Source organism: Nocardioides kribbensis (assembly GCF_015070375.1).
Lineage (GTDB): Bacteria > Actinomycetota > Actinomycetes > Propionibacteriales > Nocardioidaceae > Nocardioides > Nocardioides kribbensis.
Map to the genome: position 1 here is coordinate 239,064 of NZ_JADCLL010000001.1, position 13,129 is coordinate 252,192.

The 13,129-nt window shown below is 74.0% G+C and carries 16 protein-coding genes; 4 read left to right on the forward strand and 12 right to left on the reverse strand.

Annotation, left to right across the window (positions count from 1 at the left end; translation table 11 throughout):
* Positions 1–72 precede the first annotated feature (72 nt).
* Entirely contained in the window at positions 73–285 is a 213-nt protein-coding gene (locus IR170_RS01165) for a dodecin (RefSeq protein ID WP_056864366.1), read from the reverse strand.
* A gap of 157 nt (positions 286–442) precedes the next feature.
* Between IR170_RS01165 and IR170_RS01170 the strand changes: the two genes are divergently transcribed.
* A complete protein-coding gene (locus IR170_RS01170) occupies positions 443–763 on the forward strand; it encodes a DUF3099 domain-containing protein (RefSeq protein WP_056904009.1) in 321 nt (106 codons plus the stop codon).
* Positions 763–966, forward strand: coding sequence for a hypothetical protein (locus IR170_RS01175; RefSeq protein WP_193660900.1), 204 nt, complete (start codon positions 763–765; stop codon positions 964–966). Before IR170_RS01170 ends, IR170_RS01175 begins: the two co-directional genes overlap by 1 nt.
* Before the next feature lie 65 nt (positions 967–1,031).
* Here the strand turns inward: IR170_RS01175 and moaA are convergent, their stop codons facing one another.
* Positions 1,032–2,030 carry a GTP 3',8-cyclase MoaA gene (gene moaA, locus IR170_RS01180; protein ID WP_193660901.1) on the reverse strand — a complete coding sequence of 333 codons (999 nt, stop codon included), beginning with the start codon at positions 2,028–2,030 and terminating at the stop codon, positions 1,032–1,034.
* A gap of 91 nt (positions 2,031–2,121) precedes the next feature.
* Here moaA and IR170_RS01185 point away from each other — a divergent pair, with 91 nt between their 5' ends.
* Entirely contained in the window at positions 2,122–2,991 is an 870-nt protein-coding gene (locus tag IR170_RS01185) for an SURF1 family cytochrome oxidase biogenesis protein (protein WP_193660902.1), read from the forward strand.
* A 38-nt stretch (positions 2,992–3,029) separates the two neighbouring features.
* Here IR170_RS01185 and IR170_RS01190 read toward each other — a convergent pair whose 3' ends face one another.
* From IR170_RS01190 to IR170_RS01205, 4 genes are read right to left on the reverse strand one after another with little or no spacing between them, the layout of a single operon-like run.
* Positions 3,030–3,806 carry an SDR family oxidoreductase gene (locus IR170_RS01190; protein WP_193660903.1) on the reverse strand — a complete coding sequence of 259 codons (777 nt, stop codon included), beginning with the start codon at positions 3,804–3,806 and terminating at the stop codon, positions 3,030–3,032.
* A 2-nt stretch (positions 3,807–3,808) separates the two neighbouring features.
* Positions 3,809–5,689, reverse strand: coding sequence for an ABC transporter ATP-binding protein (locus IR170_RS01195; RefSeq protein ID WP_193660904.1), 1,881 nt, complete (start codon positions 5,687–5,689; stop codon positions 3,809–3,811).
* A 50-nt stretch (positions 5,690–5,739) separates the two neighbouring features.
* The gene (locus tag IR170_RS01200) at positions 5,740–6,555 is read right to left on the reverse strand and encodes an enoyl-CoA hydratase/isomerase family protein (RefSeq protein ID WP_193660905.1); all 816 of its coding nucleotides are present in this window, start codon (positions 6,553–6,555) and stop codon (positions 5,740–5,742) included.
* Between the two features lie 48 nt (positions 6,556–6,603).
* The gene (locus IR170_RS01205; protein WP_056904005.1) at positions 6,604–8,202 is read right to left on the reverse strand and encodes an ABC-F family ATP-binding cassette domain-containing protein; all 1,599 of its coding nucleotides are present in this window, start codon (positions 8,200–8,202) and stop codon (positions 6,604–6,606) included.
* Between the two features lie 85 nt (positions 8,203–8,287).
* Between IR170_RS01205 and ypfJ the strand changes: the two genes are divergently transcribed.
* Entirely contained in the window at positions 8,288–9,265 is a 978-nt protein-coding gene (gene ypfJ / locus IR170_RS01210) for a KPN_02809 family neutral zinc metallopeptidase (protein WP_193660906.1), read from the forward strand.
* Positions 9,266–9,295: 30 nt separating this feature from the next.
* Here ypfJ and IR170_RS01215 read toward each other — a convergent pair whose 3' ends face one another.
* The 6 genes from IR170_RS01215 to sufU all read right to left on the reverse strand — a co-directional run bounded on the left by IR170_RS01215 (position 9,296) and on the right by sufU (position 13,107).
* Positions 9,296–10,204 carry a hypothetical protein gene (locus IR170_RS01215; protein WP_056904003.1) on the reverse strand — a complete coding sequence of 303 codons (909 nt, stop codon included), beginning with the start codon at positions 10,202–10,204 and terminating at the stop codon, positions 9,296–9,298.
* A 41-nt stretch (positions 10,205–10,245) separates the two neighbouring features.
* Positions 10,246–10,794, reverse strand: a complete 549-nt coding sequence (locus IR170_RS01220; RefSeq protein ID WP_056904002.1) for a metallophosphoesterase family protein — start codon at positions 10,792–10,794, stop codon at positions 10,246–10,248.
* Positions 10,791–11,408, reverse strand: coding sequence for an acVLRF1 family peptidyl-tRNA hydrolase (locus tag IR170_RS01225; protein ID WP_319804849.1), 618 nt, complete (start codon positions 11,406–11,408; stop codon positions 10,791–10,793). Before IR170_RS01225 ends, IR170_RS01220 begins: the two co-directional genes overlap by 4 nt.
* 50 nt (positions 11,409–11,458) lie before the next feature.
* Positions 11,459–12,019 (reverse strand): ASCH domain-containing protein, encoded by a 561-nt coding sequence (locus IR170_RS01230; protein WP_193660907.1) that lies wholly within the window; start codon positions 12,017–12,019, stop codon positions 11,459–11,461.
* 252 nt (positions 12,020–12,271) lie between these two features.
* Complete coding sequence (locus tag IR170_RS01235; protein ID WP_056864354.1) at positions 12,272–12,661, reverse strand: metal-sulfur cluster assembly factor; 390 nt, start codon at positions 12,659–12,661, stop codon at positions 12,272–12,274.
* On the reverse strand, positions 12,658–13,107 hold the full coding sequence (sufU, locus tag IR170_RS01240) for a Fe-S cluster assembly sulfur transfer protein SufU (protein WP_056864353.1): 450 nt from the start codon (positions 13,105–13,107) through the stop codon (positions 12,658–12,660). Before sufU ends, IR170_RS01235 begins: the two co-directional genes overlap by 4 nt.
* Positions 13,108–13,129 lie beyond the last annotated feature (22 nt).

A 13,129-nucleotide genomic window follows, 5' to 3' on the forward strand; every position in this document is an offset into this window, starting at 1 on the left:
TTACCGCGGGGTAGACCTACGCCGCGCGGAGCGGCGTGGGTCACCCGCGGGCCTGCTGCGGTGCGGGCCGGGTCACTCGTCCTCGAGGCGGAAACCCACCTTCATGCCGACCTGGAAGTGCTCGACCTGGCCGTCCTTGACCTGTCCGCGCACCTGGGTCACCTCGAACCAGTCGAGGTGGCGCAGGGTCTTGCCGGCCCGCTCGACGCCGTTGCGGATGGCCGCGTCGATGCCCTCGGGCGAGGTGCCGACGATCTCGGTGACGCGGTAGGTGCGGTTGCTCATGGTGCCTCCGTGGGTGGTGTGCCGGGCTGCGCGGGTCGGAGCCGGGCTCGGTGGTGGGGCCAGTGGCGGGGCCGCAGCGGCGGGCCGGGCCGTGGGCCGATGCTAGGGCCTGCGCACCGGGTCGGGTGCTCACCCCTCCCGACGTACGATGGGAGTCATGGCCCGGGACCGCACACGCACCGACGACGCCGTCCGCATCACCACCGCCGCGGAGAGCCGCAACGCCGACATCGCGGTGCGCCAGAAGCGCTACCTGCTGTCGATGAGCCTGCGCTCGCTGTGCTTCGTGGGGGCCGTCATCGCCGGCCTGGCCGGGGCCGACTGGCTGTGGCCGTTCCTCATCGCCGGCGCCCTGATCCTGCCCTACCTCGCCGTGGTCATGGCCAACGCCACCGCCACCCGCTCCGACGGCTTCGCCCTGCGCGACACCGCCTACGGCGCCCCCGAGCTCGAGTCCGGCGCTCGCCGGCAGCTCTGATGGGCGGCCCGGACCCCGACACCTGCTCCGCCAAGGGGTGCCGGAGCACAGCGGCGTGGGCGCTGCTGTGGAACAACCCCAAGCTCCACACCGCCGAGCGCCGCAAGACGTGGCTGGCCTGTGACGAGCACCGCGGATCGCTGTCGGACTTCCTCGCCGCACGGCAGTTCCTGCGCGACGTGGAGCCGCACCAGCCCGTCTGAGCCGACCCGTCGCCGCCCTGGGACGACCGGGGCACCCCCGCGCTCGACGGGGCCCGGGTCCGGGCTCAGCCCCCGATGGCCGACATGGGGCGGTCGGGCTGCAGGAAGCTCTGGTCGTCGATGCCGTGGCCGGCGAGCTTGCCGCGCATGGCGATGACCCAGCGGTCGGCCAGCTCGCGGTCGGAGGCCCCCTCGCGCATCGCCAGGCGCAGGTCGGACTCCTCGCGGGCGAAGAGGCAGTTGCGCACCTGGCCGTCGGCGGTGAGACGCACCCGGTCGCAGTCGCCGCAGAACGGGCGGGTGACCGACGCGATGACCCCGACGGTGCCCGGTCCGCCATCGACGGTGAAGAGCTCCGCGGGGGCGCTGCCACGCGGCTCGCTGGCCGGGGTCAGCGTGAAGGACCGCTCGAGGGCGGCGAAGATCTCGTCGGCGGTGATCATGCCCTCACGGGTCCAGCCGTGCTGGGCGTCGAGGGGCATCTGCTCGATGAAGCGCAGCTCGTAGCCGCGCTCGAGGCACCACGCGAGCAGCTCGGCGGCCTGGTCGTCGTTCTGGCCCCGCAGCAGGACGGCGTTGACCTTGACCGGTCCCAGGCCCGCCTGCTGAGCGGCGGCGAGGCCGGCGACGACGTCGTGGAACCGGTCGCGGCGGGTGATCTCGCGGAAGGTGTCGGCACGCACGGTGTCGAGGCTGACGTTGACGCGGTCGAGGCCGGCCTCGGCCAGCGCGGTGGCGTTGCGGGCCAGACCGAGCGCGTTGGTGGTGATGGAGATGCCGAGGTCGGGTCCCAGCGCGCGGGTGCGCCGCACGATGTCGACCAGGCCGCGACGCACCATCGGCTCGCCACCGGTGAAGCGCACCTCCTCGATGCCGAGGTGCTCCACGCCGATCCCGATCAGGCGCACGATCTCGTCGTCGGTGAGCAGCTTGTCGTTGCTCAGCCAGTCGAGACCCTCCTCCGGCATGCAGTAGGAGCAACGCAGGTTGCACTTGTCGGTGAGCGAGACGCGCAGGTCGGTCGCGACGCGGCCGTACCGGTCCTCCAACAAGGTGAGTGCCATGCCTCCACCCTACGTGGGGCCTGTCACGCGGGCGGGGCGCACCGCCCCGCGGGGTGCCCGGCGGGGTGGAGCGGCCCGATAGCCTCGGGGTGTGCGCTCGCTCCGCTTCCTCCTCAGCCGACGGTGGGCCCTCTTCGCGCTGGCCATCGTCGTGGTCGCGACGGCGACGTGGTGGCTGGGCCAGTGGCAGTTCCACCGGCTCGACGACCGCAAGGAGAGCAACGCCGTGGTCCGGGCCAACGAGGACCAGGCCCCCGCACCGGTGGGCGAGGTGCTCGGCACCGACACCGAGGTCGGCGAGGCCGACGAGTGGCGTGTCGTGAGCGCCACCGGCACCTACGACACCGACGACACCGTCATCGTGCGCTACCGCACCCGCGACGGCGCCTCGGGCGTCGACGTCGTCGTGCCGCTGGTCACCGACTCGGGCACCTCGCTGCTGGTCGACCGCGGGTGGATGGCCACCGACGCGCGTGGCCTCGACACCGCCGACGTGCCCGACCCGCCCGCGGGTGAGGTGACGGTGACCGGCTACGTGCGCGCCGACGGCAGCGGCGACAGCACGGCGGTCGTCGACAACGCCACCCGGGCCGTCTCGGCCGAGGCGATCGGGCAGGCCCAGCAGCGTGAGGTCTACGACGGGTTCGTCGAGCTGCGCTCGGAGGACCCCGCCCCGGCCACCGCGCTGGAGCCGGTCGAGCTGCCCGAGCTCGACAACGGTCCCCACTTCTTCTACGGCCTGCAGTGGTGGTTCTTCGGGCTGCTGGCGATCTTCGGCTTCCTCTACCTCGCCTACGACGAGTGGCGCGGCGGGCGCAGCGGCGACCGGCCCGCGGCCGGAGGGCCGAAGCCCCCCAAGGTGCGCAAGGAGAAGCGCACCAACCACCCCTACGCCCGCATGCGCGCGGAGGCCGAGGCCCGCGAGGCCGCCGAGCGGGAGCGTCAGCGCGAGGACGCCTGAGCCGGTGGCTCGCCCCCGACCGGGGCGGCGAGGGCCGGTCAGAGGGTGCGGAGCAGGCCGCCGTCGACGGGCAGCATGACGCCGCTCACGTAGGAGGCGGCCGGTGAGAGCAGCCAGGCGGCGGCGCGACCGAACTCCGCCGGGTCGCCCTGACGGCCCAGCGGGATCGACGCGATGGCGGCGGCGCGGGCACGGTCGGGGTCGCCGGTGGCGGCGTCGAGCTCGACGAGACGGTCGGTGGCGACCCGCCCCGGGAGCAGGCCGTTGACCCGCACCCCGCGCGGCCCGAGCTCGTCGGCCAACGTCTTGGCGACCATGGCGAGCCCCGGCCGCAGCCCGTTGGAGACCGCCATCGAGGCCAGCGGCTGACGCACGCTGCTGGAGAGCACCATGGCCAGGGCTCCCCCGGCCGGCAGGGCCACCCCGACCTCGCGCGCGAGCCGCACCGCGCCGAGGAACACCGAGGCGAAGGCGTCGGTCCACTGGGCGTCGTCGATGTCGGTCACCGCACCCTTCGGCGGCCCGCCGACACTGATCAGCGCGCCGTCGACGCGGCCCCAGGCCGTGCGGGCCGCGTCGAGCAGCCGCGCCGGGGTGTCGGCGTCGGCGTTGTCGGCCGCGACCCCCACCACACGGTCCTGGATGCTCGCGTCGGCGTCGCGCCAGGCGGCCAGGGCGGCGTCGAGGGAGTCCTGGCTGCGGCCGGAGACCACCACGCGGGCGCCCTCGGCGAGCAGCACCTCCGCGGTGGCACGACCCAGGCCGCGGGAGCCGCCCGTGACGAGGTGGACGGTGTCGCGCAGACCGAGGTCCATGGTCAGACTCCTGCGGTGTCGGAGGTGGTGTCGTCGACGAACTGGGTGCGGTAGAGGTCGGCGTAGAGCCCGCCCTCCGCCAGCAGCTCGTCGTGGGTGCCGCGGGCGACGATACGACCCTCGTGCAGCACCAGGATCAGGTCGGCCTGACGGATCGTCGAGAGCCGGTGGGCGATGACCAGGGACGTGCGCCCCTCGAGCGCGGCGTCGAGGGCGCGGTGCACGGCCGCCTCCGACTCGCTGTCGAGGTGGGCGGTCGCCTCGTCGAGCACCACCACCGACGGAGCCTTCAGCAGCAGCCGGGCGATGGCCAGGCGCTGCCGCTCCCCGCCGGAGAGGCGGTAGCCGCGGTCGCCGACCACGGTGTCGAGACCGTCGGGCAGCCGACGCACGAGCCCGGCGATCTGCGCGGCCTCCAGCGAGGCCCAGATGGCCTCGTCGTCTGCGTCGGGCCGGGCGTAGACCATGTTGGCCCGGATCGTCTCGTGGAAGAGGTGGGCGTCCTGGGTGACGTAGCCGACGACGTCCTCCAGCGACTGGAGGGTCACGTCGCGCACGTCGTGGCCGTCGACGCGCACCGTGCCGGAGTCGACGTCGTAGAGGCGGGCCACGAGGTGGGTGACCGTGGTCTTGCCGGCGCCCGAGGGGCCGACGAGCGCGACCATCCGGCCGGGCTCGGCGGTGAAGCTGAGGTCGTGCAGCACCTGCACCGGGTCGTGCTCCTCGGTGCGGGAGACCGCCTCGAGGGAGCGCAGCGAGATGCGGTCGCCCCCGGGGTAGGTGAAGGAGACCCGGTCGAACTCGACCCGGGACGCCGTGGGCGGGAGCGCGACCGCTCCGGGCCGCTCCTCGATCAGCGACGGCAGGTCGAGCACCTCGAAGACACGCTCGAAGCTCACCAGCGCGGTCATGACGTCGATGCGCACGTTCGAGAGACCCTGGAGCGGCCCGAGCAGGCGCAGGAGCAGCGTGGCGAGGGCCAGGAGCGTGCCCACGGTGAGCTGGCTGCTGATGGCCAGCTGGCCGCCCACGCCGTAGACCAGGGCGGTGGCGAGCGCGGGCACGAGCATCATCGCCGCCCCGAAGATGCGGGTGATCAGCGAGATCCGCACCCCCAGGTCGCGCACGACGGCGGCCTTCTCGCCGAAGAGCTCGTCCTCCTCGCCGCGGCGCCCGAAGAGCTTGAGCAGCATCGCGCCGCTGACGTTGAAGCGCTCGGTCATCACGTTGCCGAGGCTGGCGTTGCCGTCCATCTGGCGTCGGGTCAGGCCGGCCAGCCGGCTGCTCACCCACCGCGACGCGGCGAAGAGCAGGGGGAACATGGCCAGGCACAGCAGCGTGACCTGCCAGCTGAGGGCGAGCATGGTGATGCCCACGACGACCACGGCGATGGAGTTGGACACCGTGCTCGACAGCGTGGAGGTGAAGGCGCGCTGGGCGCCGATCACGTCGTTGTTGAGCCGCGACACCAGGGCCCCGGTCTGGGTGCGGGTGAAGAAGGCCATCGACTGGCGCTGCACGTGGGCGAACACCTGGGTGCGCAGGTCGTAGATGAGGCCCTCGCCGATGCGCGAGGAGAGCCAGGCGCTGAGCACGCTCAGCACCGCGCTGAAGACGGCGAAGCCGGCCATGGCCAGCGCCAGCACCGTCACCACCGAGCGGTCGTCGGCGAGGATGCCGTCGTCGACGATGCGCTGCACCAGCAGCGGGGTCACCACGACGGTGGCGGCGTCGATGACGGTGAAGAGCAGGAAGACGCCGATCAGGCGCCGGTGGGGGCGCGCGAAGCCGAGCACGCGGCGCACCGTGCGTCCCTCGATGCGGTTGTCCATCACGCTGCGGTCAGCGCGCAGGTTGCGCCACGAGGCGCCTGCTCCCATCATCCCCGACACGCTCGCCTTCTCTCGTCTCCGTCAGGCCCCTGGGGCCCGGGTCAGGCCCCGGCCAGCGCCGCGAGCTCGCGGAACCGGCGACCCTGCGCCTCGCGCTCCAGACGACGCTGCTCCTCGAGCGGGGTGCTCGACGCCGAGAGCAGCAGGGCCTTGGCCTCGCGGACCGCCCCGCTCATCGGGGCGACCAGGGCGGCGACGAGGTGCGCGACCGTGTCGTCGAGCTGGTCGGTCGGCACGGCCGCCAGCGCGAGACCGATGCTGACGGCCTCCTCGGCCGGCACCACCCGGGCGGTCGCACAGATCTCCAGCGCCCTCGCGTAGCCAACCGCCTCGACCAGGGGTTTTGTTCCCGTGAGGTCCGGCACCAGGCCCAGGGCGGCCTCCTTCATGCACAGCTGGGCGTCGTCGCCGAGCACGCGCAGGTCGCAGGAGAGGGCGAGCTGGAAGCCGGCACCGATGGCGTGGCCCTGCACCGCCGCGACCGAGACCCAGCGCGGGTCGCGCAGCCAGGTGAAGCCGCGCTGGTAGTCGTCGATGGTCGCCGACATGCCCGCGTCGTCCATGGCCAGCAGGTCGACCACCGACTCCACGCCCGGCGCCGACCGCGTGGGGTCGAGCATCGAGCGGTCGAGGCCGGCGGAGAAGCTCGCGCCCGCACCGCGCAGCACCACGACGCGCACCTCGTCGTCGAGGGAGGCCCCGACCGCGGCCAGCGCCCGCCACGTCGTGGGCGTCTGCGCGTTGCGCGCCTCCGGCCGGTCGAGGGTCACCGTCACCACCGGTCCGGTGCGGTCGACCCGCAGGTGGGCCGCGGCGAGCAGGTCGGGGTCGAGCGGGACGACGGGGGCGGTGGTCATGACCGGAGTCTAGGAACCCCCGCCGACACCGCGTCGCCGGGCCGGAGGTCAGGCCAGCGACACCAGGTCGGCGTAGCCGTCGTTCCAGAGGTCCTCGTCGCCGTCGGGCAGCAGCAGCACGCGGTCGGGCTCCAGAGCGCGCACCGCGCCCTCGTCGTGGGTGACGAGGATGATCGCGCCCTCGTAGGTGCGGATCGCGGCCAGCACCTCCTCGCGGGAGGCCGGGTCGAGGTTGTTGGTGGGCTCGTCGAGCAGCAGCACGTTGGCGCTGGAGACCACGAGGCTCGCCAGCGCGAGCCGGGTCTTCTCCCCTCCCGAGAGCACCGCGGCGGGCTTGTTGGCGTCGTCGCCCGAGAACAGGAATGAGCCCAGCACGCTGCGGGCCTCGGTGTCGGTGAGCTGCGGGGCCGCGCTCTGCATGTTCTCCAGGACCGTGCGGCTGGTGTCGAGGGTCTCGTGCTCCTGGGCGTAGTAGCCCAGCTTGAGCCCGTGGCCCGGCACGACCTCGCCGGTGTCGGAGCGGTCGACGCCGGCCAGGATCCGCAGCATCGTGGTCTTGCCGGCGCCGTTGAGGCCGAGGATGACCACGCGCGATCCCTTGTCGATGGCCAGGTCGACGCCGGTGAAGACCTCCAGCGACCCGTAGGCCTTGGAGAGGTCCTGACCCGTCAGGGGGGTCTTGCCGCAGGCGGCCGGGGCGGGGAACTGGATGCGGGCCACCTTGTCGGCGGCGCGCTCGCCCTCGATGCCGGCCATCATCTTCTCGGCACGCTTGAGCATCGACTGCGCGGCCTGGGCCTTGCTGGCCTTGGCCCGCATCTTGTTGGCCTGGTCGGTGAGGGTCTTGGCCTTGTTCTCGGCGTTCATCCGCTCGCGGCGCCGACGCTTCTCGTCGGTCTCGCGCTGGGTGAGGTAGTGGCGCCACCCCATGTTGTAGACGTCGATGACGGCACGGTTGGCGTCGAGGTGCATGACCTTGTTGACGGTCTCCTCGAGCAGGGCGTTGTCGTGGCTGATCACGATGAAGCCGCCCTTGTGGGCCTTGAGGAAGTCGCGCAGCCACACGATGGAGTCGGCGTCGAGGTGGTTGGTGGGCTCGTCGAGGATGAGCACCTCGGCGCCGGAGAAGAGGATGCGGGCCAGCTCGACGCGGCGGCGCTGACCGCCGGAGAGGGTCTTCAGCGGCTGGGTCATCAGCCGCTCCTCGATGCCGAGGCTGGCGGCGATGGTGGCCGCCTCCGACTCGGCGGCGTAGCCGCCGCCGGCGTGCAGCTCGGCGTCGGCGCGGCTCCAGCGGCGCATCGCCTTGTCGGCCACGGCCGGGTCCTCGGAGGCCATCTGCTCCTCCGCGTCGCGCAGCCGCCGCACCACGTCGTCGAGGCCGCGGGCGCTGAGGATCCGGTCGCGCGCCATCACCTCGGGGTCGCCCGTGCGCGGGTCCTGGGGCAGGTAGCCGACGTCGCCGGAGCTGGTGACGCTGCCGGCGGCGGGGAGCGCCTCGCCGGCGAGGATCTTGGTGAGCGTGGTCTTGCCGGCGCCGTTGCGACCGACCAGGCCGACCTTGTCGCCGGCGGCGACGCGGAAGCTCACGTCCTCCATGAGGAGCCGGGCTCCGGCGCGGACCTCGAGCTGGTGGGCGGTGATCATAGGGTCACCAGTCTAGGTCCGCGCGCGGGCCGTCCCGACCACCAGCGCCTCCGCCCGGGGTGCGATGCGACACAGGAGCCCCGCCATGCGCTTCAACCCCAAGGCCCGTCTCGACACCGGACGCACCCGCGACCGCGGCCGCGGTCGTGCGTCCCGCTCCGGAGGACCGCTCGGCGGCGCGCTGGGCGGCGGGGGCGGCGGGGGCGGCGGGGGCAGTGCGCTGCCGGGCGGGCTGGTCGGGGGCGGCGGGATCGGCGCCGTGGTGCTGGTGGTGCTCGTCCTGGTGCTGACCCAGTGCGTCGGGGGCGGGGGGTCCGACCCGGGCGGTGCGGGCTCCTCGGCGTACGACACGAGCCGGATGGACGCCGGCACCGACCGCTACGCCGGGTGCGAGACCGGGGAGGACGCCAACGCCTCCGCCGACTGCGCCCGCGTGGCGGTGGAGAACTCCCTCACCGACTTCTGGGCCGAGCAGCTCGGCTCGCGGTTCCGTGCCGAGCAGGCGCTGGTGACCTTCACCGGGTCGGTCGCGACCGACGGCTGCGGCGAGGCGACCTCGGCCGTGGGGCCGTTCTACTGTCCGCCCGACGAGACGATCTACCTCGACACCGCCTTCTTCGACCAGGTGCTCGAGGACCAGCTCGGCGGACCCGACGGCGGTTTCGTGGAGCCCTACGTGCTGGCTCACGAGTACGGCCACCACGTCCAGAACCTGCTGGGCACGATGGGACGGGTCCGCACCCAGGAGGGCCCGCGGTCGGACTCGGTGCGACTGGAGCTCCAGGCCGACTGCTACGCCGGCATGTGGGCGCACGCCGCCACGACGACCGAGGACTCCTCCGGGCAGGTGCTGGTCGCGGAGCTCACCGACGACGACATCCGCCAGGCCCTCGGCGCGGCCGCCGCGGTCGGCGACGACCGGATCCAGCAGCAGGCCCAGGGCACCGTCGACGAGGAGAGCTGGACCCACGGCTCGTCGGCCTCACGGCAACGCTGGTTCGGGGTCGGCTACGCCGGCGGGACGCTGGAGGACTGCGACACCTTCGCCACCGACGACCTCTGAGGGCCTCCGGCGGCTCCGTGGGCGCCGCCGTCAGTGCTGGAGGAGCGCCTCGACCAGGGGGAACTGGCGCTGGAGGGCGCGCAGGTGGGGTGCGACGGCGGGGTGGCGGTACTTGCCGGCCAGGGCGCCCTCTCCCCCGGCCACGCGCGCCAGCGCCCACTCGGCGCGGCTGAGCGCGGTGAAGACCGCGGTCACCCGAGCACCGAGCGCCGCCTGGTCGCGGGTCGCGACCCCCGCGGGGAGCCCGAGCAGGTAGGCGTCGAGCAGGGGCTCGAACTCCTCGCGCGCCGAGAGCGCGTAGTAGCCGAGGTCGGCGCCGACCGCCCCGCGGCCGAGGCTGCCCCAGTCGATGGCGACCACCTCGTCGCCGGCTCGGCCCGGCAGGTTGGCCGGTGTCGGGTCGCCGTGCTGGGCGACCTGCGGCAGCGCGTCGACGGCGTCGAGGAAGACCACCCGCCGCCGCCACAGGTGGTCGGCCACGTCGGCGACGGTCGTGCGGGCCAGCGTCGGCCAGCCGCCGCGGCGCTCGGTGCGGCGCAGCCGGTCGCGCAGCTGGTCGCGGGCCAGCCACGGCAGGTCGGGGAGGTCGGCCCCGGCGAAGCGGCCCATGGCGTGCGCGGCGAAGAGCCCGTTGACGGCGGCGTCCTCGACCCACTCCCGCACCAGGGTGATGCCGTCGGGGTCCTCCTCCACGTCGCAGACCGCGGGGGGTCGCAGGCCCGGAGCACGGTCCACCACGAGCGCGCCGGCCACGTCGGCGTCGCGGCGCCAGTACGCGAAGTGGTGGGGGTCCGACAGCTCCGGCGGGTCGTCGTCGACGGGCGCGGCGAGCCGCTTCACCACCACCGGCTGGTCGCCGCGGACCGCGCGCCACGCCCCCACGGTGGAGGCGCCGGAGCCTCCGGGGAGCGGGTGCCAGCCGGGCTCGGGCTGCCACATGCTGGGGAGACTAGGGCCTGCGGGGCCAGGAGGACGGCAGATCAGGCGCGGCGCGCGGGTGCACGCGGGGACCGACCCGACGGCACCCGTGGTGGCAGCCGGTGCAGCACGACGTCGTGGACCTCCCCCGCGGCGACGGTGGCGGTCACGTAGGTGCAGTGCGGCTGGCGGCGCCGGTCGGTGGGCGACCCGGGGTTGAGCAACCGCATGCCACCCTCGGTGACGCTGTCCCACGGCACGTGGCTGTGGCCGAAGACCAGCAGGTCGGTGTCGGGGTGGGCCAGGTCGCAGCGCCGCTCCCGGCCGCGCGCGTCGCCGGTCTCGTGCACCACCTCGAGGCGCAGGCCCTCGACCTCGACCCGCGCCACCTCGGGCAGCCGGGCCCGCAGGGCGGGGCCGTCGTTGTTGCCCCAGACGCCCACCAGTCGGGTGCTCCGCTCCTCCAGCTCGTCGAGCAGGCCGACCTCCACCCAGTCGCCGGCGTGCACGACCAGGTCGGCCCGCGCGACCGCGTCCCACAGCTCCTCGGGCAGCGCCCTGGCCCGCTTCGGCAGGTGGGTGTCGGCGAGCAGCAGCAGCCGGGTGCTCATGTCGCCTCCACCGGCCCGGCGGCCGCGTTGACCACCGTGACCCGCACGGCCGCCGCGTCGCGCGCCGCCTGCTCGAGCACGGCCCGCCGGGGGTCGGGCACCGGCAGCCACGGCTCGACCGGTACGAGTCGACGCAGGCGGGGGTCGGCGAGCACCTCCTCGACCGCCGTGCGGTCGCCGCCGCCCACGAGCGGACCGCGCAGGTCGCCGAGCAGCCGGGCCGCGTGGTCGGCGGCGGCCTCGTAGGCCTGACGGGCCTGGTTGTCACGGCGGCGCGCGAAGCGCTGCTGGCTCTGTCCGCCGGCCTTGGTGCGGCCCTGCACGTGCCGCTGGCCGACCTTGGAGGCCACCGTGGCCCCGCCGCTCAGCCGGGCCACCGCGAAGCCGCCCTTGCGCACCAGCAGCAGGCCCCAGTCGTCGGGCGTCGTGGCCACGGCCGCGAAGGCGCCCGGGTCGGGCAGGCCGGCGTACGCCGCGTCGAAGGGCAGTCGGGCCGTGAAGGTGGAGGAGTCCTCCGCCGCCCCGGTGAGCGCGCCTCCTGCCACCGCGAGGGCCGTCGCGCCGTGGCGGGCGCGGAAGTTGACCACCCAGCGCTCGAGCCGGGAGAGCGGCACCAGGACCGTCTCCGCTCCGGTGCCGCGCGCCACGGCGCCGCCCGGGCCGCTCACCGGCCGCCGGGGCCGTCGGGCTCGGCCCAGACCACCCGCAGCCGCTCGAGCACCACCGGCATGGAGGGGTCGAAGCCGCGCCCGGGGCCGGCCGTCTCGGCGAAGAAGCGCTCGTGCACCTCGCGCCAGTGGGCGAGGCTGCGGTCGCCCTCGCCCTCGAGGCGGGCGTGCTCGGCGTCGACGCGGTCGAAGGCGACGACCTCCACCGCGGTGGTCTCCACCAGCGCCCGCGGACGACCGCGACCGTCGAGGAGGATGCCGAGCTGACCCGGTCGGGGCAGCGGCTCCTCGCCGTACTCCTCGGCCGCGCTGGCCGTGGCCGTCTTGGTGCCGTCGAGCACCAGGGCCAGCAGGGCGTCGGCCTGCTCCGGGGTGGACCCGAAGGACCACGCCGGCGGCGGCACCACCTCCAGGGTGGTGGGGCCGAAGTAGGTCGGCGCGACGTTGAGACGGGCGTGGACCCGGGCGCGCTCCCAGAAGGCGCGCACCTCGGGGTGGTCGGGCACGAACCCCTCGGTGCTAGGCGGCAGGGCCTCGGGGTCGTCGGTGCCGGTCATGTCCGGAGCCTACGCAGGCGGCCCGCCGGCCCGTCGGCTGCTCGGCAATTGCGCCACTTCAGCAGCCCACGAGCCCCGCACCCACCCCGAACCACGCAAACCCCGCCACCCGACCCCACCGGACCTCAGCAATTGCGCCACGTCAGCAGCCCACGAGCCCCGCACCCGTCCCGGACAGCGCAAACCCCGCCACCCGACCGCAGCGGCCCTCGGTGAGGGCGCGGGGTCGAGGGCGGGGCCCCAGCGCTCGGCTCAGACGTTGAAGCCGAGGGCGCGCAGCTGCTCGCGGCCGTCGGGGGTGATCTTGTCGGGCCCCCACGGCGGCATCCAGACCCAGTTGATGGCCACGTCGTTGACCAGGCCCTCGAGGGCGGAGTCGGTCTGGTCGGAGATGACGTCGGTCAGCGGGCAGGCCGCCGAGGTCAGCGTCATGTCGATGACCAGGTTGCTGCGCTCGTCGAGGTGCAGGTCGTAGACGAGGCCGAGGTCGACGACGTTGATGCCGAGCTCGGGGTCGACGACGTCCTTCATCGCCTCGTAGACGTCGTCCTTGCTGACCGTCGAGGTGCCGACGCCGCCGGCGGCGGCCTCCGGCACGTCGGGGAGGTCGGCGTGGTCGGGGGTGGGCGAGGTCTCGGTCATGGGGTCTCCTCCAGGGAACGGGTCGTGGCGTCCTTCCAGGCCATCCACGACAGCAGGGCGCACTTCACGCGAGCGGGGAACTTGGCGACACCGGCGAAGGCGATGCCGTCCTCGAGGACCTCCTCGTCGGGCTCCACGGTGCCCTTGCCCTGCATCAGGGCGAGGAACTCCTCGTGGACCGCCATCGCCTCGGCGACCGGCTTGCCGATGACGAGGTCGGTCATCACCGAGGCCGAGGCCTGCGAGATCGAGCAGCCCACCGAGTCGTAGGAGACGTCGGCGACGACCCCGTCGGCGACGTGCACGCGCAGGGTCACCTCGTCACCGCAGGTCGGGTTGACGTGGTGGACCTCGGCCTCGTAGGGGTCGCGCAGTCCCTTGTGGTGCGGGTTCTTGTAGTGGTCCAGGATGATCTCCTGGTACAGCGAGTCGAGCTCGGCACTCATCGGGCCGCCTCCCTCCGGGGTC

Coding starts and splice junctions, on each gene's coding strand:
- IR170_RS01165 (WP_056864366.1), bottom strand. CDS start 285: ATGAGCAACCGCACCTACCGCGTCACCGAGATCGTCGGCACCTCGCCC.
- IR170_RS01170 (WP_056904009.1), top strand. CDS start 443: ATGGCCCGGGACCGCACACGCACCGACGACGCCGTCCGCATCACCACC.
- IR170_RS01175 (WP_193660900.1), top strand. CDS start 763: ATGGGCGGCCCGGACCCCGACACCTGCTCCGCCAAGGGGTGCCGGAGC.
- moaA (WP_193660901.1), bottom strand. CDS start 2,030: ATGGCACTCACCTTGTTGGAGGACCGGTACGGCCGCGTCGCGACCGAC.
- IR170_RS01190 (WP_193660903.1), bottom strand. CDS start 3,806: ATGGACCTCGGTCTGCGCGACACCGTCCACCTCGTCACGGGCGGCTCC.
- IR170_RS01195 (WP_193660904.1), bottom strand. CDS start 5,689: ATGATGGGAGCAGGCGCCTCGTGGCGCAACCTGCGCGCTGACCGCAGC.
- IR170_RS01200 (WP_193660905.1), bottom strand. CDS start 6,555: ATGACCACCGCCCCCGTCGTCCCGCTCGACCCCGACCTGCTCGCCGCG.
- IR170_RS01205 (WP_056904005.1), bottom strand. CDS start 8,202: ATGATCACCGCCCACCAGCTCGAGGTCCGCGCCGGAGCCCGGCTCCTC.
- ypfJ (WP_193660906.1), top strand. CDS start 8,288: ATGCGCTTCAACCCCAAGGCCCGTCTCGACACCGGACGCACCCGCGAC.
- IR170_RS01215 (WP_056904003.1), bottom strand. CDS start 10,204: ATGTGGCAGCCCGAGCCCGGCTGGCACCCGCTCCCCGGAGGCTCCGGC.
- IR170_RS01220 (WP_056904002.1), bottom strand. CDS start 10,794: ATGAGCACCCGGCTGCTGCTGCTCGCCGACACCCACCTGCCGAAGCGG.
- IR170_RS01230 (WP_193660907.1), bottom strand. CDS start 12,019: ATGACCGGCACCGACGACCCCGAGGCCCTGCCGCCTAGCACCGAGGGG.
- IR170_RS01235 (WP_056864354.1), bottom strand. CDS start 12,661: ATGACCGAGACCTCGCCCACCCCCGACCACGCCGACCTCCCCGACGTG.
- sufU (WP_056864353.1), bottom strand. CDS start 13,107: ATGAGTGCCGAGCTCGACTCGCTGTACCAGGAGATCATCCTGGACCAC.